This window comes from Gymnodinialimonas phycosphaerae (assembly GCF_019195455.1).
GTDB classification, from domain to species: domain Bacteria; phylum Pseudomonadota; class Alphaproteobacteria; order Rhodobacterales; family Rhodobacteraceae; genus Gymnodinialimonas; species Gymnodinialimonas phycosphaerae.
In genome coordinates this window covers 816,091-834,611 of the sequence record NZ_JAIMBW010000001.1, presented here as the reverse complement: position 1 = coordinate 834,611, position 18,521 = coordinate 816,091, and the positions used below count along the sequence as shown (strand labels likewise).

Below are 18,521 nucleotides of genomic sequence, written 5' to 3'. Positions count from 1 at the left end.
CCTCAGATCGCTTTCGCCGGCTTGGCGCGCAGCAGCAAAGGTCCATAGATCGCCACGAAACCGGCGAAACCCAGCACCCACAGCACCGCAGATCCGGTGTAGAGCGTCATGGCGAGCGAGGGCCATATGCCCGCCGATACCCGCAGAACGACCGCGCCGATAACGCCAGAATAGATCAGTGCCGTCCCTGCCCCCGCAGTCAGATCCCGGCCCGTGTGCCCCAACGTGGCCCGCGTCTTGACGGCGAGTGCCATCAGCCCGATTGCGCCGCCCATCCACAAGTGTTGCACCGCCCCGAGGCCGGAAAGGCCGGGCACCAGAAGCTCCACCCCAAGCGCCGTCGCGCCAAGAGGAATAAAGGCATAGGCCCCATGCAGGACGAACACCAGGGGCTCAGAAACCGTCGCAAGTCCAGCCCAACGCGCCAAGCGAACGACGTGAAGCACGCCCGCGACACAAAGCGCCGCGCCGGTGAGCGGGGCAAATGGCACGGCGGCCCACAGGATCAATGCCAGCAAAAGAACCAACAATGCCCCTTTGTCGAACCGCTGCATGGGCGGCGCAGGTCGCCGCTCTGGCCCCTGCTTGACCAGCCAGTTCCGCGTAAAAGACGGCACAACGCGCCCCCCGATCACGGCGATCATCATAAGCGTCGCCCCAAGGCCAATGCGGAACCCATAGCCTTGGGCCGCGAAATCGCCCCGCGCCGCCCCCCAATGAAACACGGCGTTGCCGATGATCAGCGCCACCAGCATGGCCAAGACGATAAGGTTGCGCCAATTCTTGCCCACAACGATCTCGCGCCCGATCATGGCCGACAGCACCAAAGGCATGGCCAGATCAACGCAGGCGACCCATAGCGGGTCCAAAATTGCCTAAAACATGACCGCCACCCGGCCCACAATCCAAAGAGTGAATAGAGCCCCAAGCGACCACCCGACGATCGGCAGGCGCCCGGTCCAGTTCGGCACCGCCGTCAGCAGAAATCCAGCTACCACGGCGGGCACATAGCCGAACAGAAACGCATGGGCGTGCCAGGAAAGCGGGTCGAAAGCTGTGCGAAGCGTCACCTCACCGGCCAGCATCATGACCCACAGCAACATCGCCAGGACCGCCCATAAGGCTGCCCCAAGGAAGAACGGTCGAAACCCGAAACTCAAAAGTGCCGGGCCGCGCCATGCGCGCATTTGTTTGGCTGTGCTGGTCATGCGACTCGCCCCAATAAACAGGTCTTGCCTTGGCGAGTATACCCCCTAATAGGTACCTTAAATACCTATTCCGGCCTGGAGGGTCCAATGCGTTTGACATCATTCACCGACTACGGCCTTCGGATGCTCATGCTGATGGCTGGCAGCCCGGATCGCGCCTTCTCAACGGCGCAGATGGCCGAAGATCTGAACCTGTCCCGCAACCATCTTAGCAAGATCATGCAACGGCTTTCGCGCGCCGGCATCATCGAAACACGTCGCGGCGGCGGCGGTGGGGCCATTCTTGCCAAAGATCCAGGGTCCCTCAAACTGGGCCAGATCATCCGTTTGCTGGAAGAGGATCACGCGTTGGTCGAGTGTTTTTCCGATGGCCGGAACGCATGCACACTGGATGGAAGGTGTGGATTGAAAACAAGGCTACGCACGGCAGAGGCCGCATTCCTGGCGGACCTCGACAGATCGACCCTCGCGGACATTTCGATCTGACTTGGGGCGGGTGACAGGCTGTTGGCGCCCCCCATCAAAGGCGGACTTGATGCCGCAACTCGGTCGAAAGCGACCCCGGCTATCGCTACCTGCGCGTCGCCGAATCTAGCACCGATGCGCCGCGATGTCTTCATTCGGGCTGCCTGAAACGTTCTACCCCCACATCTGTTCGAAAAGCCGCATCCAGTTGCTGCGGAGGATTTTGACGATACGCGCCATGATTGACCCGCTTTGTGCATTTCCAGGGTGAGGTTTGCGAAATCCCGATTGTGCCCATGCCTTCCGGCTTGGATATCTTGGAGGACCCGAAATCCGCCAATCTCCGGCCCCTACTCTTGTCCTTGTTGGCCCAGATCATCCAGGGTTCAGGGCGCGGTCGATGGCATCAAGGCAGGTCTGAATCCCGACATGGCCCAGGTCGATGAGGATGCCGCAGTTGTCCATGAACGCCCCACGTAGATCACTCCCCTATCAAGGCGCTGCGCGATGCCGGTATGGAGGACGCCTGAGCCTTGGACCTGATCCCTTCGATTGCGGTTTTCGGGTGGGCAAACCGGCTGATGCACCCGCTGGGTCACTCCAGCCAGGTGGCGCCCTGCCCGCGATACACGGGACATCAACCGGCACGCAAAAGCGTATGATCGTCAGCCCCCCGGGCATTGAAGCGGGCCGTTGCCGGGTCGCACTCGTATTGGGCGGCACGTTCCCTTGCGGTGCTGGCCAGGGTTGAAATCGCCTCAAGGATAGAGGCTACCTGCGCGTCGCTGTGCAGATAGCTTAGGTTGAACCGCACCCAACCCGGTTTTTCGACCTCATGACCCGCGCCCAACCTCTTGAAAAGATCCTCGGATTGCGCCTCATCAAGACCAAGCAGCGCGTGGGCGTAGGGACCCGCGCAGGCGCACCCGCCGCGAACCTGCACACCAAAGAAATCCGACAGCATTCGCGTGAACAGCTGCTGGTGCACCAAGGTGCCGTCTTCATCGGCCACCTGGAAAGAGAAGATCGGAAGCGCCGGGACGTTGTCAGACTTGCCCAACACCCGGATGAAAGGATGTCTTGCCAGCACGGTGGAGGCCCGATCGCGCAACACGGCGTCGCGCGCAAGGATCGCGTCCGTCCCGATTGCGTCCTTGACCAACATCACAAGCGCCGCGCGAATGTCCCCCACCACGTTCGGCGTGCCGGCTTCTTCGCGCACCTCGACCTTGGCGGAATACGCATGGCGCCAAGGGGACACAAAGCTGACCGTTCCGCCCCCCGGAGCCGTGGGGGTTTTGCACCGGACAATGGTATCGCGGACAACTGCGATGCCGGTCGCACCCGGGCCACCGGCAAACTTGTGGGGCGAGAAGATGATCGCGTCTTTCTGACAGTCCGCAGATGACCCCATCTCCATCGGCAGATAGGGCGCCCCCCCTGCGTAATCCCAGATCGCAAGCGCGCCATTGGCCTTCAGGACACGGGTGACGTCAGTGGTATCGGTAACAATGCCCGTGACGTTCGAGGCCGCCGAGAAGCTGCCAACGATCAGATCCGCCCCCTGTGCCGCCGTCAAGCTGGCCCGCAAGGCTGCCATATCAAGACCGCCCCCCGGCGCCTCTGGTACGACGACAAGTTCTGCGCCCGTTTCGCGCCAAGGCAGGATGTTGGAGTGATGCTCATAGGGTCCGATCAGGACCACGACCCGCTTGTCGGACGCGACCAGTTTTTCGATTTGCAGCAGGCCGACGATCCGGTTGATCCCAGCCGTCGCGCCCGATCCCGCAAAGATCACATGGCAGCTTTCATCCGCCTTCACCAATCGGGCGATGGTGGCGCGCGCCTCTTCTCGCATCCGGGTCATGGTCATGCCACAGAACGACGCCTCGGTGTGACTGTTGGCGTAATAGGGCAGCACATGCTCCATCACGAAATCCTCGACTTGCCGCAAGGCCCGCCCCGAGGCGACATAGTCCGCATAGACAAGGCGCTGTGACCCGAAGGGCGTTTCAATCGCAACGCCGTCACCGATCAAGCCATCGCGGAGAAATTCCACGATGTCGGGGCGGTCAAGGCCGTCTCGGAAGTCTGCTAAAGCGGTCATCGGCGTCTTCCCTCTTTTGGCTGCGCACCCAAAGGATAGACTATGGCTCAGCGAATTTTTCTGCGCTATTTCCTTGAAAAATCAAATTTTGGAAAGGTTATGATCGAAGAATGGATAAGAAAATGGATCATATTGACCGTTCCCTCATTCGGGAGCTTCAAAAAGACGAACGGCTCAGTCAGCGTGACCTGGCGGACCGTGTCGGGCTGTCGCAGAATGCCTGTTGGCGTCGCCTGAAACAGCTGGAAGAGAGGGGCGTCATCAAGGGGCAGCGCGTGTTGATCGACCGGCGGGCCCTGGGCAAGACCCTTGTGGTCTTCACGTTGCTGCGCACACGCAGCCATTCAAAGGAGTGGCTCACCAAGTTCCGCCGCCATGTGACGGCAATTCCCGACATCGTGGACTTTTACCGCATCGGCGGTGACTACGATTACATGATCAAGATCGTGACCGAGGACATGGAAAGCTTCGACCAGGTCTATCAACGGCTGATCGACACGATCGAGCTTGACGCCGTCACCTCCTATTTCGCGATGGAGGGCATTATTGAAGATCGACCGATCCCGGTTTGAACGCCTGATTGGGCGCCGGGCACCGGTTTGTGCAACAACGGCCATATATGTTCGCCGACCAAGACGTCATACGAGACTGACGCATGTAGACCGCTGTCGCGCCCGCCACGGGCGGACATTCGTCGCGCCCTCCCTGCGACGGCAAGCCATCTCTTATCCCGTTTCAGGATCGGTGCGCCCATTCAAGCAGATGGCGTTGCATTGGCGCTTGAGCTCAAGCTCGCGAACACGTCGCTCATGGCGCGGTCGGGATCTGACCGGCGCCATTTCGCACTTGACCACATTCCGGCCGCGACGCCTCGGTTGGAAAGAATGAGCGCGCTGGCGTTTGCTGCGGGGCAAATATAAAGCGCGCAGGTTGACCCAGCGGTGCCCCCATTGTGAAACAGCATTCGGGGCGCTTCGCGGTCCAGCTTGATGGACAACCAGCCAAGACATTGCGTGACAGGCGCGTGGGCGCCGTTTGGTCCCAAACCAACCAAGGGCAACGCACTTCGGCAAATCGCGCGGTCCAGCGCGGACTCTGGGTGTGCCAAGGCCTTCAAGACAGCAGATGAGAATTGGCCGAGATCCCGCGCCGTCGAGCGGAGGCACCCGGCGCCGGCAATGGCCTGGAATGACCAAGGCACAACGGGTCTGTCTTTGACGTTGAAGGGCTGCATGAAGCGTGCCTGCTGCGCGGTCGTCAGGTCCGCCGTCGTATCCGTTAGACCCAAAGGGGTAAGGACTTTTTCGGCCAACAGATCCGAAAAGGGCTTTCCTTCGCGCATCGCCATTGCCTCGCCCAAAAGCCCGTAGCCGAGGTTGGAGTAGCGATGCAGCTGACGGCGGGGCGGCGCGGTGCTGCCTCGGATGCGGAGCCAGTCGATCAGGTCACGTCGCGAAAACGCGGCATAGGGATCATCGGGCAGGCAAAACACTGCTTTCCAAAGCGGCATGTGAATCGTGGGCAAGCCGCTTGTGTGCGTTGCCAGGTTCCGCGGCGTGATCCACGGCGGCGCATCGGACAGGCCGCTTACCAAATCTCTGATGGGTCGGTCAGGATCAATCCTTCCCTCCTCGACAAGAACAGCAAGGAGAAGCGCCGTAAAAACCTTGGTGATTGATCCGATCTCAAAAAGCGCGCGGTCCGGGGCCGTGTTGTTCCTGGGATCAAGGTCTCCGGACGCCGCGAAGGTCATGTCGCCGTCCCGGAGAAACAGGGTCACGATAGCCGTTTTCTTCCCCCTGTAGGGGGCCAGAACAGCCTCGGGAATTAGGGAGCTTGATGTCTGCATTTGTGCCCTTCCCTTCAATGAAAGCGCCCATCCGATACGCGAAGAGCCCTTAGTCCCTTCGCTGTCCCAGCCCATCTGCGACCAAGGACCGTTCCACATGCCACGGCGCGCATCAGTGGGTCGTGATACCGGACAAGAAGCCTCTGATGGCTGTCAATGAGACGCCGGGATTATCCCAAATCACGTTGTGACCTGCGTCGTTGACCACGACAACTTCGGCATCATTGAAATGCGATTGATGAAGGCGCTGCAATTCCGGCCCCGTCCATGAGTTACACGCGCCCGCCATCAACATCACGTGCCCGCTGAAATCGGCTGCGCGTTCGGCGATGTCGTCAAGATCGCGCGGGCTGATCGCTTCGAGAATGTCGCTTGAGGCGGCACCAAAGCGCCAACTTGGGGCGGTGTACCCTTGCCCGCAATGATAGGGATTGTGCGGGTGGTTGACGAAGACGTCGACCATGTGTCCGATTAGGAAATCATCCGGCGCGCTCAGATCAGGGCCGTCGACGTGCTGCGCACGAAAGCCCGTCAGTACCGCCTCCCGCCAGTAAGTGAGACCGGACATGTAGTCACGGCTTCGTTCTTCCCAGCGTTCGCGCCCGGCCGCGTTCAGAAACCCCGGTTCGATCAGCACCACACCTGCAATCCTTTCCGGGTAGCGGCCCAGATAAGACGTCGCAAGAATCGCACCCCATGAGTGTCCGATCAACACGGGATTGGCATGGGGAGAGACATGGTCAATGACCCCTGCAAGCTCGGTTACATGCCCCTCCAACGTCAGATGGTCGCTTTCCACTCGCTGCGACAGGCCCGCCCCGCGCTGATCATAATAGACGATGCGGTAGTCATCGGACAAAGCGTCAAGGCCCTGAAGGGACCGAAAATCGCCGCCGGGCCCGCCGTGCAAAACGATGACCGTCGTCGTATCAGGTGGCCCCTCGACGATGCGCAGATGCAGATTGATCCCCGCAATCACCCGGGACGGCAAGGCCGGGTCATCGATGACAAGGGGGAGGACGCGGTAGTCCCCGCGCGTGGCGACCATGAGGAGGCCCACGATCGCGACCGCAATCAGAAAGACACCCATGCTGAGTTTGAAGACGGTCTTCATGTGCGATCCCCGTGGCGTTGCAGCCAGTGCATGACCTTCATCATCAGGGCAAAGGGCCGTTTTGGAGCGTCGACCTGATTGAAGGTTCCCGTCAGGAAGATGTCCTCCTTTGGCGCATGGAAGGCGAACGAGCCGCTTGCGCCTGAATGCCCGATCAACTCTGGCGTCTCGCGAAACAGGTTCAACCAGCGCGGCAGTTTGAACCGCATGAGCCCGAACCCGTACTGGAGGGGAAAGAACAGCTTGTTGAAGGCCCGCACATCTGCCTCGTGGCGTGGGTCGAACAGAGCATTCCCCATATATGCCCTTAGAAACACAAGCATATCATCCAGCGTGGACACGATCCCGCCATCGGGGCCCATGCTGGACAAGCTCAGGGGCAAGTGAAGCGGTCTGGACCGATTGTAGAGGGTCAAAGGCGCGGGTTGATCCGGCCCATGGACCGACGTGTGCTTCAGCCCCAGTGGCGCGCAGATTTGCGTCTGCACCACATCGCCAAAAGGCCGCCCCGTCACAGTTTCAATGATCGCGCCAAGCAACTGCCAGTTGGTGTCCGAATAGTAGGACCTGCCGCGACCGGGTGCCGCCAGCGGTGGCAGAGCCTTCGACATGCGCAAGACATCGTTCAGGTCATAGGCCTGATCGTGGCCTTGTTTGATTGCGATTGCCACATCGCCTTCGTAGTAATCCGCCAGCCCGGACGTCTGATGAAGCAGGTGGCGGATGGTCAACTGTGGGCCATACGCGCGACCTTTGACTACATGAAGGTCCGACAGGTCGTATTGGCTCAGGATGCTTTGAGCGGTCGTGTCGAGGTCGATCAGACCCTGATCCTTCAGTTGCAGGATCAACGTGGCTGTGAACATCTTGGTGACGCTGGCAATGAAGAACCGCGCGTCGGCGGCGGCCCCCGCACTGCCCTTGAAATCGACCCGTCGGTCGCCGGATTGCACCGCGAGCAGCAGGCTATGGGTGTTGGCCGTGCTGGCCTCTGCATCGATCAGCTTTTGCAAATCGTGATTAAGTGTCGTCATCGTTGCATCCTCCTGTGGGGGTTTTCTCGCGCGTCAATGCTTCGTTCGCCCAACACGGCCCGGGGACAGTCCAACCGCGATAAACCACGCGATGCCCCCCAGCCCGAAAACAGCGCCGGAGATATCCCCGATAAAGGGGAACAGCGTGGCAAGGCCGGCTGTGCCGGTCAGCAGCCCCAGTCCAACCGTGATCCTTCCCAAGCTGCGGCCCATCAGGCCTGCAATGCTTACAAGCAGGATCCAGACACCGCCTGCGATCTCATTGCCGCCGCCAAGGCCCAGTTCAACCGAGTGGAGCATATCCCAAACCGCGACCGCCCGTGCCGGATCGGTTGGGAAGAGATGCGCCGCCCGTTCCACCGCGACATTCCCTATCATACCCGCCGCAAGAACCAATGTGGCCCAGAGCAAGCCAAACGCCCGCGTCGTGGCCGCCCAGTCAGGCGTGGCGATCGCAAGGCGCGCATGCAGCGCAAGCACAACGACGGTCAAGGCCAGGGCGTTCAGGATGTAGATGACCGTGTTCCAGACGATCAACACACCGGGGCGCACATCGATAAACGCCACGACGGCGGCTGCATCTATGTCGATGGTCCCGTACCGTAATGGGGCCAAGACGGTGACCAGCAAAGCAAATCCGAACACATAGGTTGCGGCGCAGGTCACGGCGGCAAAGCCCCCCATTCGTTGAAGTGTCATATTGGATCTCCGCCCCATGGAAGGCCTCGGCAGGCCTTCAGTCCTGATCTGCGATGGATTGAAAATGCGCGGCCAAGCGATGCGTTCCGAATGGCGGTGCGGTCATGTTCATGGCCAGTGCCGTCAGAAAGAACTGTGCCGGTCCGGCGATCCTGCGCGGCGCAAGACGCGGCAAAAGCCAAAGCGACAGGCGGCGCAAGACATCGGGCACATGTGTGATGCGAACGGGGGCGTCCAGCACCTCGAAACACAGGGTCGCAAGCTCGATCTGCGTGAACGGCTCGGGACCGCCGACCGCGTACCATGCTTCGCCGCGCGCGATGGCATCAAAGCTCGCTGCCGCAAGATCGGCACCGTGAATGGGGTTGATCCTTTGCAATCCCTTGCCAAAGAGCCAGACCCGCCCGGCCCTGGCCATGGCCAGGAAATCGGCCATGTCGGAAAAGTACCCCGTGGGCGCAATGACGGTGGATTGCAGCGGCGCTTGCTGCAACTTGCGCACGAAGGCGCTTTTGGCGGCAACAAGTGGGACGTCGCCCATGCGATCCGCGTTCAGGACGTGGATGAAGCCGAACTGCTTTGCATTGGCGCGCACCGCTTCTTCCAGCAAGTTGAGGTTGGCTTGGTAATCAACATCCCAATAGCCGACACCGTCGGCCTGTCGCGTTATCCCAAGGGCAGAGACAACCAGATCGATGTTGTCCATGACCCCCACCAGCGTTTCGGGCCAGGTGGCTTGCGCGACGACCAAAGCATTTGCCTTGATGTCGCGGGCGCCCGGTTCAGACCGAACCAGCGCCGTCACATGCCATCCGCGGCCTTGGTATTCTGCGCAGAGGTGACGGCCCAGATACCCCGTGGCCCCTGCGATCAATACGCGTTTCATCTGCGGTCTCCCTTCTCGGGTGTGGTCAGTATCTATGGATGTCGGCACGAAGCGTGCCGAGAGGGTGGTTCGTACGACCGTCTGTCTGGACGTCCGGCAGACCGACGTCAGAGCGCAGGTGATCCGGGATATCGGTTCGGATTGGCAGCGCGCGATCAGCACCGCCTATCAGAAGACCGCCTGTCAGAAGATCGTAGAGCGTTTGAAAGCGCCGGGACCGTGTGGGTGAGTGATGGGCCATTGCCGTCCCCCCTATCCGACGACGCGGTGGCCACGACCACGCAGACATTCCAGCACGATCGCCTGACGGCGGTCACTGACATCCACCGCCCCCGCGGCCCTACCGGCCAACGCACCGAATATGGCGCCCCCCAAGGCATCGCCCGCGTCGTCCACTTCGCCAAGAACCGCCCCTGCCCCGGCACCCAGCGCGGCTGCCCCAAGGGCCTCTTGTCCAAACTGATTGCGCGCGAGCGTCTGGCAGGCGGACAGATCGGACCGATACGCGGGCGTCGCCGGTCCATCGAGGATCGGTTGATAGTTCGCGCCACTGTCCGCACAGGCGGCGACAATCAGCACGGCGGGAAGTGTCATCAGGTATTTCATAATTTGCGTCCTTCTCGACAGGATGGCCGGGTGCTGCGTGGTCTTCACGCGCTGCGGTCCGGCGATGTGTCAAAGGAATAGGCAGGGCGCGATCATGCCGCGACCGGACCGACTGGCCCGGACGTTCGGACAAGCTGGACAACACGCGTGTCAGCCTTTTACGATTTCTTTTCAGTTATTTGGGAAATCAGGTTTCGCGCCGTCGCCTTGGCAAACGAGGGTTGATACCCCTCAAGGCTTGTGTGTCGCACGCCATTGGCTTGGCGTTTGATCCGTCACCTTCTTGAAACTGGTGTTGAAGGTCGACTTGGCGTTGAAGCCAACAGCCTCACTGATCTCGATCACGGACATATTGGTCTGGATCAGAAGATCACAGGCATCGCGGATGCGGCACTGGTTGACGTAATCGTAAAACGACATGCCGATCTTCGTGTTCAAGACCTCCGACAGATGGATCGGGGATACAGCGACTTCAGAGGCGAGGCCCTGGAGGTTCAGCGCATGTTTGCGCCACAGCTGCCCCTCGGCCATCCGTTTTTCCAGCCGCGCGGCATAGCGGGCGATATCGTCTTGTTGCAGCCCGGATCGCGCGTAGGGTTTGGTCGTCTCGGAGATTTCCTCGCGCGTGTCGGGGACCGGGCGATCTGGCGCGACGATTTCCCCAGACCACTGCGGCAGCGGTGGCACGGCGCGCAAAGCGAAGATGCCGAACGATCCGGCCAGCACCACGTCATACAGCAACGAGGCGATCCCGTCGCGGATAGACGGCTGGCCAAGCAAGATTCGGATTTCGTCGATGATGACGATCAGCGCCAGAACAAGAATGGTTGCCACCAGACCATCCAGCCAGCGCAGGGTCTTGCCCTCAAGATCGGAAAAGACCGCACGGATGTTGCGTTTATGCGCCATGAGGCGGCGAATGCACAGGGTGCCATAGACGCCAAGAATGACGACCCACAAAATCCAGAATGCCGTGTCGCCAAGCTCGACCAGCTGCCGGTAACCGTCCGAGAGGGGCACGTCCGAGACCCCGCGCCTTACATCCCCCGGCAGCAAAAGGGCGGGCGCAAGGCAGATCAGGCCCGCAATAAAGGGCACCACGTGCAGCCAATCCCGACGGCCTATCATTGGGTCGGAACTGGTCAACGCCCTGACATAGAAATAGAGCGACACCATGAAGCCGGGGATCAGGACGTCGTTCCAGCGGTAGAACCGGTTCGGGGCCGAGAAGATATCCGAGTAGGCAAAGGAGTTGACGGCATCGGATGTGTTGACGGCAAAAAACGCCAGCATCGCCCAGATATGCATCCTGGGCCCGGTTGTTTCCCGCAACCTCAGAAGCAAGCCCACGATCACGAATAGTGAAATCGCCAATGCGGCTGCGACGCCCAGATGCTCCCAATATAGGCGTTCGTATATCGACAACATGGATGTGCTGCTCCGGAGGGTTTGGTTGAAACCGGTCAAGAACCGAGAACCTGCACATTTATTCGATACACGTTGGCAAACAGCAACCAATTGTGTGCTGTAAGCCTTCTGCGCCTTGGGATCAGGCCAGCGTGTCGCCCGTCCCTGCAATCACGCGGCGCAACATGACGGCGAATTGGTCCACCTCCTTGTCGTTCCAGCGATCATCGAACAGATACGCCGCCCGCTTCGCAAGCGTGGCAAGCGCCTCGGACAGCTTTTCCGTTCCGGCGTCGGTGGCCGTGACTAACACCAGCCGAGCATCCCGTTGATCGACCTCAGCGCCGACAAGCCCGATCTTTTACGAACGAAGGTGGGGTAGCTGTCCAAAAAGCGCCTCGCGCTGTCGCATACGGGGTCACTGCGGCCCTATTCTCGGGCCGCTGTGTTTCTATGGGCGCGTAGCCTGGCACGCGCCCTACCCCGCTAACCATGCCAGGATCGCGTGGGTCGTTTCTGCGGCCATTTCCTGCTGGATCCAATGACCGCAATCAAGGCTGACCACCTCCACGTTCGGCACGAAATCCGCCAGGTTTTCAGACTTCGGGATCATGTCGTGTTCCCCGTAGATCATGAGGGCGGGCTTGCGGATGATCGGGTCGACATCCGCCAATATATGCCAGTTGCGGTCCATGTTCCGGTACCAATTGATGCTGCCCGTAAAGCCCGTCGCCTCAAAGGCGGCGACGTAGACGGCGAGTTCCGCTTCCCCAAGGATCGGCTCTCCAAGGGGGGCTTCGGCTTGCGCGAGGTTGATCATCATCATACCAGCCTCGGGCGGCGCGGGCGGGACGGCCTTGCGATACAGATTGCGCAGGAATTGCGCGGTATTCTGGTCAAGCACCGCATCGGCAACGCCGGGCTGCCGATTGAAGTGAACGAAGTAGTTATCGGGTCCGAAGAATTCCTCCATGAACTCGATCCAGGGCTTTGGTGTCCGGGCTTGATAGGGCAGCGCGAGGCTGATGATCCTGGAGACGCGATCTGGGTGCAGCTGCGCCATGCTCCAGACGACATTCGCGCCCCAATCGTGGCCGACAAAAACGGCGTCGTCGTAGCCGAAGTGATCAAGAAGCGCCACGAGATCGCCTGTCAGATGAGAGATATCGTAATCCGTGACCTGTTCGGGACGTGATGATTGCCCGTAGCCCCGCTGGTTGGGGACGATGACGTGGAAGCCCGCTGCCGCCAGTGCTGGCATCTGGTGACGCCAGGAAAAGGCTTGCTCTGGCCACCCGTGGCACAAGACAATCGGATTTCCCTTGTTTCGTTGACCCGCTTCAAAGACCTCAAGCACGACACCGTTTACGGACACAAGCGTGGGTTTGGGGAAGTCTGCGATATTGGACATGATGGTATCTCCTTGTTGAATGGCTTCAACACCGCCTAGGCTGGAAAGGTGCCAATTTTTGACACCTTTGTGTGGTGGTTTGCAGATATGAGTAGTCGCAATCGACAAGACGCCATCGTGCGCAGCCTGCGCCGCAACGGCATGACAACGATTCAAGGGCTTGCAGCGGATGTCGGCGCGTCACGGCGCACGATCATTCGCGACATCGCTGCCCTGCGCGATGAAGGGTTTGTCATTCATACCGAACCGGGGCGTGGCGGCGGGTTGAGCCTTGACCCACACTCGATCCAGACGACGGCGCGCCTGTCCGTCGCAGAGGTGTTCGCGCTGATCATTGGTGTCTCAAGCATGCGTGCGGCTGGAAACCTTCCTTTTTCCAGCCTTGCTGACGCGGGGCTTTCCAAGATCGAGAAAGCCCTTCCCACTGACAAGGTCCGCGATCTGCGCCGGTTTCTGGAATGCCTGTACGTCGGCCCGCTTGCACCACAAGTCGACCTCTCCAACCTCGGGCAGATGGACCCCGCATTACTGCCCGCCTTCGAGACTGCTTTTCTCAGCCGGTTCCTTTTGCAGTTCCGCTATCGTGACGCGAAAGGGGCCGAGACCACGCGCCATGTCGAGCCGCAAGCCATGCTGATCTTGCCGCCGTTGTGGTATCTGGTGGCCTGGGACCCGTCGCGCGACGATTTTCGCCACTTCCGAATGGATCGGATCCGCGCGCCCGAATGCGTTGAGGGGGCGTCATTTCGTCGGCGCGTCGTTCCCTTTGATGAAGGTGTACACCCCATTCGCCCCGTTCGTCTCGTATAATAAAACGCTGCAAAGCGCACAGAATCCGGTGCGTCGCAGCTTGGCGCGAAGGCATGCCCGGGCAGGACGGAGTTGCATCCGGTTGACCCACCGCACGGATGGGCCCTCAGCCGTCTGCGCCACGCATGAGGGCCTTTAACGCTTCAACTCTTCTTTCAGAAAGTCATAGACGCGCCTGATCCGTCGGCTTGTCGTCAATTCCCGATGGGCCACCAGCCAGATCGGAAAGCTGAGGGGTTCCAGATCGGGCAGAACGCGCACGACATCGGGGGCGGCGTCCCCGATGTGCGCATCCAGAATACCGATGGCAGCGCCTTGCTTCACCAACTCCCACATCACCAGATAGCTTTCCGTCAGCAGCGGAAAATTCGCCTCGGTCAGACCAAGGCCAAGGCTGTTGAGCGGTTTGATCATGCCCCCTGACGGATCAATGCTGACGAAGTCGGCGTGCCGCAGGTCATAAGGCGTTTTGGGATGCCCGAGCTTTTCGACATAGCCTGGACTGGCATAGAGGATTGCATCCGCCATACCGATTTTCGTTGCGATCAGATCAGGTTCGGTGGGCCGAAAGCTGCGGATCGCGATATCCGCTTCGCGGCGCAGCAAATCGCTTGCCCGGTTTGAAACGACGATTTCAACGTGAATGCCCGGCTCTTCGACCCTCAGCTTGGCGACAATCGGCGGCAACAATGCGGCGGCGTAGGTCTCGCTGGCTGAAATGCTGATCGTCCCTTCCAGCGCCTGCGACTGGCCAAGGGCGGCCAGCGAAACCCGGCCCGCAGCCGCGCCCATCGCGCGGACATGTTCCAGCAACTCCACCCCGCTGGGGGTCAGCGTCAGGCCACGGCCCACGCGCTCGAACAGGACAACTCCCAGCTCTTGCTCCAGCCCATCGACCTGCCGCCCAAGTGTCGGTTGCGCCATGCCCAACGCGCGCGCAGCGGCAGAAAGCGACCCCTCTTCCGCCGTCACCAAAAAGGCGCGGGCCTTGTTCCAATCAAATTTCACGGCACGCCAATCCATACAGATATGCATATCAAGAATGGAAATTTAGTCAATTCGCATGAGCAGCCCGACGGCATACACCAATGCCAGGACGCCCTCTTACCAAAGCGAAAGGATAGACGATGACCGACCCCGCAAGACTGCACTGGGATCCGAATGCCGCACGCCTGGCGGGCGCGCTTTACCTTGCGATCGCCGTCTGTGGCGGCTTCAGCATCGGCTACGTGCCCATGCAGATCGTCGCTGATGACGCTGCAACCTCTGTCGCCAACCTGCTGGCCTACCAAGGCCTCTTCAAGCTGGGTGTTCTGGCGGACAGTGCCGTGATCCTGTTTGAACTGGCGATCACCGCCATTCTCTACCACATGTTCCGTCATGTCGGCCCCAAGATGGCCCTTGTCGCGGTCATCTCGCGCTTGGGCATGATCGTGGTCATGGGGGTCAACATCCTGCTGTGGGTGATGCCCTACATCCTGCTGACCGGGTCACCTGGTCTGGATGACACGATGCTGACTGCGCTTGCTCAGTTCTGTTTTGACGCACATGCCATGGGTGTCTTTGTCTGGCAGTTGTTCTTCGGCGCGCACCTACTGGCCTTGGGTTGGCTGATCCTGAAGTCCGATGTCGTCCCACATCTTCTGGGCTGGGGTCTGTTCATCGGGGCCGTCGGCTACCTGATCCAAGGCGTTGCAAGGCTGACGTTCACCCAAGTTGCTGTGATCGACTACACCTATGTCGGCTTGCTGGTCGTCGTCACCCTGTCGGAGATCAGCTTTGGTCTTTGGCTGCTGATCCGTGGCGGACGTTCACCCCAAAACACACACATCGCCCCAGCTGCGGCTTGAAGGAGAGTAGTGATGCTTGCTTATTCATACAAAGACTACGGCGCGCCTGACGTGCTGGAGAAAGTCGACGTTCCAACCCCGACCCCAAAACCAGATGAGGTCCTGGTCCGGGTCCATGCCACCACCGTCAGCGCAGGCGACTGGCGCGCGCGCAGCCTGACGATGCCAAGGGGCCTGGGGCTGCTGGGGCGGTTGGTGTTCGGGATCACCGGCCCGCGCAAACCGATCCTTGGCACTGAATTTTCAGGTGTGATCGAGGCCGTCGGCGCACAGGTCACGACGTATCAACCAGGCGACGCCGTCATCGGTTTCCCCGGTGCAGGCTTCGGCGCCCATGCGGAGTTCATCACGATGCCTGAGGCGGGTAAGCTGACCCGGAAACCCGACAACATCAGCTTCACCGATGCCGCGGCGATCCCCTTCGGCGGGACGGCAGCCTATGATTTTCTGGTCAACAAGGCCAAACTGCAATCGGGTGATACCGTCTTGATCAACGGTGCCTCCGGGTCCGTCGGCTCGGCCTGTGTCCAGATTGCCAAGCATCTTGGGGCCCATGTTACGGGCGTGTCCAGCGGGGCGAACGTGGAGTTGGTGCGCAGCCTTGGGGCTGACCGCGTGATCGACTATCGCACGCAAGACGTCATCGCGGCTGGCGATCATTACGATATGGTCGTTGATACGGTCGGCACGCTTCCGTGGGCGCGGGCCCAACATGCCCTGCGGCCCGGTGGCAAGATGGTCCTGATTGCGGGCAGGACGTCGGATATGCTGTTCGGAAGCCTCAAGGCCGCGCTGAAGGGCAAGAAGTTGATCGGTGGCGTCGCATCAGAGGATCGCGGCGTTCTACAGGCGGTCGTCGATCTGGCGGCACGTGGCGGCTTCAAGCCGGTGATCGACAGAAGCTATGGGTTCGACGACATGAAAGCGGCCCATTCCCATGTCGACACGGGTCGCAAGCGCGGAAACGTCGTGGTGCGCGTCGCCGAGCAGCCTCAAGCCCGGAAAGCCGCGTAAATCCACCTGCCTTAAGCGCGACGGCTCTGGCGAAGGCCGGGGCCGTCAACATGTGGCAAGGCTTGGCAGGCCATGCGTCGCGTGTATGTTTCTCCCCATGGGTCACGTTACGTCACTCTTTGCACGAAAAATGGTTGCCGCAGCTGGCGATTGCGTCGATGCACCCGCGTTGTTGGCGCGTGTCGGGATCGACCGAAACGGCCCGTGGGACCCGAAAGAGATGATCCCCGCCCCCGCCTATTATGACATGCTGGAGCGCATTGCCGCGCAAGTCGATGTCACGGAACTGCCCCTGCGGGCCGGGGCCTCGATGCGGTTGGACGAATACGGCGCGCTGGGATTGGCGTTCAAGGCTGCGACGACGCTGGGGGCGTCCTATGTGCGGATTGAACGCTACGCCCGGCTTTGGACCAGCGTAGTTGACTATGAACTGCGCCCCGATCCTGCGGGCACGCTCTTTATCCTGCGACGGGCGGGCGCGCGGCGCTTGGGCCTGAGGCTGTCGAACGAAGCGACCCTGGCTAGTGCGATATCGATTGCGCGGCAGGTCAACCGCACCCATATCGCCCCGCTCGAAGTGCGTTTTCAACACGCCGCCCCCAAGTCGATCACCGCCCATGAAGATTGGTTCGGGTGCCCTGTGCGGTTCGATGCCGATCTCGATGCCATTGTGTTCTCGGCCAAGACACTGGCCTTGCCGAACCTGCTGGGTGACGAAGGGATCTCGCGCTACCTCATCTCGCATCTTGATTCTGAACTGTCGCAGATGGCGGTCGACGCCCCCCTTGTAGACAAGGCGAAAGACGCGATCGCACAGGCACTGAGCGAGGGCACGCCGAAGATGGCCACCATCGCCAGTGGTCTTGGCCTGAGCGCGCGGTCCTTTCACAGGCGACTGTCGGAACATGGCATGAGCTTCAAGACATTGACCGACGCGACGCGCCGCGATCTTGCCGAAGGGCTGCTGCGCGACGATCAGCATTCGCTTGCTGAAATCGCATTTCTGACCGGGTTTTCCGAGCAGAGCGCCTTCACTCGCGCTTTCAAGCGCTGGGTCGGCCATACCCCCGCCAGCTACCGCAAGGCGCATTCGGTCCGCTGACGCCCACCTTGGCCGCCGCAGTCAAAAGACTGGCAAGGCCGGTCAATACGTCAGCCCCCCGAACGGCCTACCCCCTTGGCTATCAAACCCAGCCAAGGAGCAAAGCAATGCGACCCAATCCAATCCTCGTCATCGGCGCAACCGGCAAGACTGGCCTGCGCGTCGCGGCCCGACTTGAAGCGATGAAGCTGCCCGTCCGGCACGGCACACGCCGCGCCCCCCTCCCCTTCGACTGGGACGCCCCCGAAACCTGGGGCCCGGTCCTGGAAGGTATCGACAAGGCCTATGTCACCTATTTCCCGGATCTCGCCTTCCCCGGTGCGGTCGAGAAAGTGGCGGCCTTTTGCGACGTGGCCAGGACAAGCGGCCTGAAACACATTGTCCTGCTGTCGGGGCGCGGCGAACACCATGCCCGCATGGGCGAAGAGGTCGTGCGCACCTCGGGGATCGACTTCACCCTGGTGCGCTCGTCCTGGTTTGCCCAGAACTTCAGCGAAGGCTACCTGCGCGATCCGATCCTGGCGGGTGTCCTGCCCATACCCGGTGGGATGATCCAGGAACCCATCATCGACATCGACGACATCGCCGATGTCGTCGTCGCCGCCCTGACCGAAGACGGGCACCGGGGTGAGCTTTACGAAGTCACCGGCCCCCGGTTGATGAGCTTCGCGGACATGGCCCAGACCTTGTCTGAAGCGGTGGGTCGCCCCATCCAGCACCTGCCCATCAGCTTTGAAGACTTCCACGCCAATGTCGCGGCGTCCGGTGGCGATTTCGTCGCCGACGTCTTCACAGCGATCGCCCGCGAAACCCTCGACGGTCGCAATGCGTACGTGTGCGACGGCGTCCAGCGTGCCTTGGGCCGCCCACCACGCGACTTTGCAGATTATGCCAAAGCCGCAGCATGGTCCGGCAAGTGGTCCACGGCTGCCTGATCCCCCCCCATCCAATCGCACTTC

The 18,521-nt window shown here is 60.8% G+C and carries 19 protein-coding genes and 1 pseudogene; 7 read left to right on the top strand and 13 right to left on the bottom strand.

All coding sequences use genetic code 11. From position 1 onward, the window contains the following. Nucleotides 1–2: 2 nt before the first annotated feature. A pseudogene (locus KUL25_RS04140) lies at nt 3–1,187 on the bottom strand (NnrS family protein). Between the two features lie 108 nt (nt 1,188–1,295). Between KUL25_RS04140 and KUL25_RS04135 the strand changes: the two are divergent. Further along, nucleotides 1,296–1,694: an RrF2 family transcriptional regulator gene (locus KUL25_RS04135; protein WP_257891779.1), complete on the top strand. Its 399-nt coding sequence runs from the start codon at nt 1,296–1,298 to the stop codon at nt 1,692–1,694. 616 nt (nt 1,695–2,310) lie between these two features. Here KUL25_RS04135 and KUL25_RS04130 read toward each other — a convergent pair. Further along, nucleotides 2,311–3,780 (bottom strand): aminotransferase class V-fold PLP-dependent enzyme, encoded by a 1,470-nt coding sequence (locus KUL25_RS04130; protein WP_257891778.1) that lies wholly within the window; start codon nt 3,778–3,780, stop codon nt 2,311–2,313. Nucleotides 3,781–3,890: 110 nt separating this feature from the next. On the opposite strand from KUL25_RS04130, the gene KUL25_RS04125 reads away from it, so the two are divergent. Beyond that, the gene (locus KUL25_RS04125; RefSeq protein ID WP_257891777.1) at nt 3,891–4,352 is read left to right on the top strand and encodes an Lrp/AsnC family transcriptional regulator; all 462 of its coding nucleotides are present in this window, start codon (nt 3,891–3,893) and stop codon (nt 4,350–4,352) included. A gap of 182 nt (nt 4,353–4,534) precedes the next feature. Here KUL25_RS04125 and KUL25_RS04120 read toward each other — a convergent pair whose 3' ends face one another. The 10 genes from KUL25_RS04120 to KUL25_RS04075 all read right to left on the bottom strand — a co-directional run bounded on the left by KUL25_RS04120 (nt 4,535) and on the right by KUL25_RS04075 (nt 12,786). Next, nucleotides 4,535–5,560 (bottom strand): serine hydrolase domain-containing protein, encoded by a 1,026-nt coding sequence (locus KUL25_RS04120; protein ID WP_257891776.1) that lies wholly within the window; start codon nt 5,558–5,560, stop codon nt 4,535–4,537. 181 nt (nt 5,561–5,741) lie between these two features. Beyond that, complete coding sequence (locus tag KUL25_RS04115; protein ID WP_257891775.1) at nt 5,742–6,743, bottom strand: alpha/beta fold hydrolase; 1,002 nt, start codon at nt 6,741–6,743, stop codon at nt 5,742–5,744. After that, nucleotides 6,740–7,777: a serine hydrolase domain-containing protein gene (locus KUL25_RS04110; RefSeq protein ID WP_257891774.1), complete on the bottom strand. Its 1,038-nt coding sequence runs from the start codon at nt 7,775–7,777 to the stop codon at nt 6,740–6,742. The genes KUL25_RS04115 and KUL25_RS04110 overlap by 4 nt, the downstream gene beginning before the upstream one ends. Nucleotides 7,778–7,810: 33 nt before the next feature. Continuing rightward, the gene (locus KUL25_RS04105) at nt 7,811–8,476 is read right to left on the bottom strand and encodes a hypothetical protein (protein ID WP_257891773.1); all 666 of its coding nucleotides are present in this window, start codon (nt 8,474–8,476) and stop codon (nt 7,811–7,813) included. A 37-nt stretch (nt 8,477–8,513) separates the two neighbouring features. Next, nucleotides 8,514–9,362 (bottom strand): SDR family oxidoreductase, encoded by an 849-nt coding sequence (locus KUL25_RS04100; RefSeq protein ID WP_257891772.1) that lies wholly within the window; start codon nt 9,360–9,362, stop codon nt 8,514–8,516. A 25-nt stretch (nt 9,363–9,387) separates the two neighbouring features. Beyond that, nucleotides 9,388–9,603: a hypothetical protein gene (locus KUL25_RS04095; protein ID WP_257891771.1), complete on the bottom strand. Its 216-nt coding sequence runs from the start codon at nt 9,601–9,603 to the stop codon at nt 9,388–9,390. Nucleotides 9,604–9,614: 11 nt separating this feature from the next. Then, nucleotides 9,615–9,968, bottom strand: coding sequence for a glycine zipper family protein (locus tag KUL25_RS04090; protein WP_257891770.1), 354 nt, complete (start codon nt 9,966–9,968; stop codon nt 9,615–9,617). A 231-nt stretch (nt 9,969–10,199) separates the two neighbouring features. Then, nucleotides 10,200–11,396: a helix-turn-helix domain-containing protein gene (locus KUL25_RS04085; protein ID WP_257891769.1), complete on the bottom strand. Its 1,197-nt coding sequence runs from the start codon at nt 11,394–11,396 to the stop codon at nt 10,200–10,202. 121 nt (nt 11,397–11,517) lie between these two features. Then, nucleotides 11,518–11,688, bottom strand: a complete 171-nt coding sequence (locus tag KUL25_RS04080) for a hypothetical protein (RefSeq protein WP_257891768.1) — start codon at nt 11,686–11,688, stop codon at nt 11,518–11,520. Nucleotides 11,689–11,853: 165 nt separating this feature from the next. Continuing rightward, nucleotides 11,854–12,786 (bottom strand): alpha/beta fold hydrolase, encoded by a 933-nt coding sequence (locus KUL25_RS04075; RefSeq protein WP_257891767.1) that lies wholly within the window; start codon nt 12,784–12,786, stop codon nt 11,854–11,856. An 87-nt stretch (nt 12,787–12,873) separates the two neighbouring features. Here KUL25_RS04075 and KUL25_RS04070 point away from each other — a divergent pair, with 87 nt between their 5' ends. Further along, nucleotides 12,874–13,596 (top strand): helix-turn-helix transcriptional regulator, encoded by a 723-nt coding sequence (locus KUL25_RS04070; RefSeq protein WP_257891766.1) that lies wholly within the window; start codon nt 12,874–12,876, stop codon nt 13,594–13,596. Nucleotides 13,597–13,731: 135 nt separating this feature from the next. Here KUL25_RS04070 and KUL25_RS04065 read toward each other — a convergent pair whose 3' ends face one another. Further along, on the bottom strand, nt 13,732–14,631 hold the full coding sequence (locus tag KUL25_RS04065; protein WP_257891765.1) for a LysR family transcriptional regulator: 900 nt from the start codon (nt 14,629–14,631) through the stop codon (nt 13,732–13,734). Nucleotides 14,632–14,723: 92 nt separating this feature from the next. On the opposite strand from KUL25_RS04065, the gene KUL25_RS04060 reads away from it, so the two are divergent. The 4 genes from KUL25_RS04060 to KUL25_RS04045 all read left to right on the top strand — a co-directional run bounded on the left by KUL25_RS04060 (nt 14,724) and on the right by KUL25_RS04045 (nt 18,497). Beyond that, nucleotides 14,724–15,446, top strand: a complete 723-nt coding sequence (locus tag KUL25_RS04060) for a DUF4386 domain-containing protein (RefSeq protein ID WP_257891764.1) — start codon at nt 14,724–14,726, stop codon at nt 15,444–15,446. Nucleotides 15,447–15,458: 12 nt separating this feature from the next. Next, nucleotides 15,459–16,460 carry an NAD(P)-dependent alcohol dehydrogenase gene (locus KUL25_RS04055; protein ID WP_257891763.1) on the top strand — a complete coding sequence of 334 codons (1,002 nt, stop codon included), beginning with the start codon at nt 15,459–15,461 and terminating at the stop codon, nt 16,458–16,460. Nucleotides 16,461–16,590: 130 nt separating this feature from the next. Next, complete coding sequence (locus KUL25_RS04050; protein ID WP_257891762.1) at nt 16,591–17,562, top strand: AraC family transcriptional regulator; 972 nt, start codon at nt 16,591–16,593, stop codon at nt 17,560–17,562. A gap of 107 nt (nt 17,563–17,669) precedes the next feature. Next, complete coding sequence (locus KUL25_RS04045) at nt 17,670–18,497, top strand: Rossmann-fold NAD(P)-binding domain-containing protein (RefSeq protein WP_257891761.1); 828 nt, start codon at nt 17,670–17,672, stop codon at nt 18,495–18,497. The last annotated feature ends 24 nt before the right edge of the window (nt 18,498–18,521 follow it).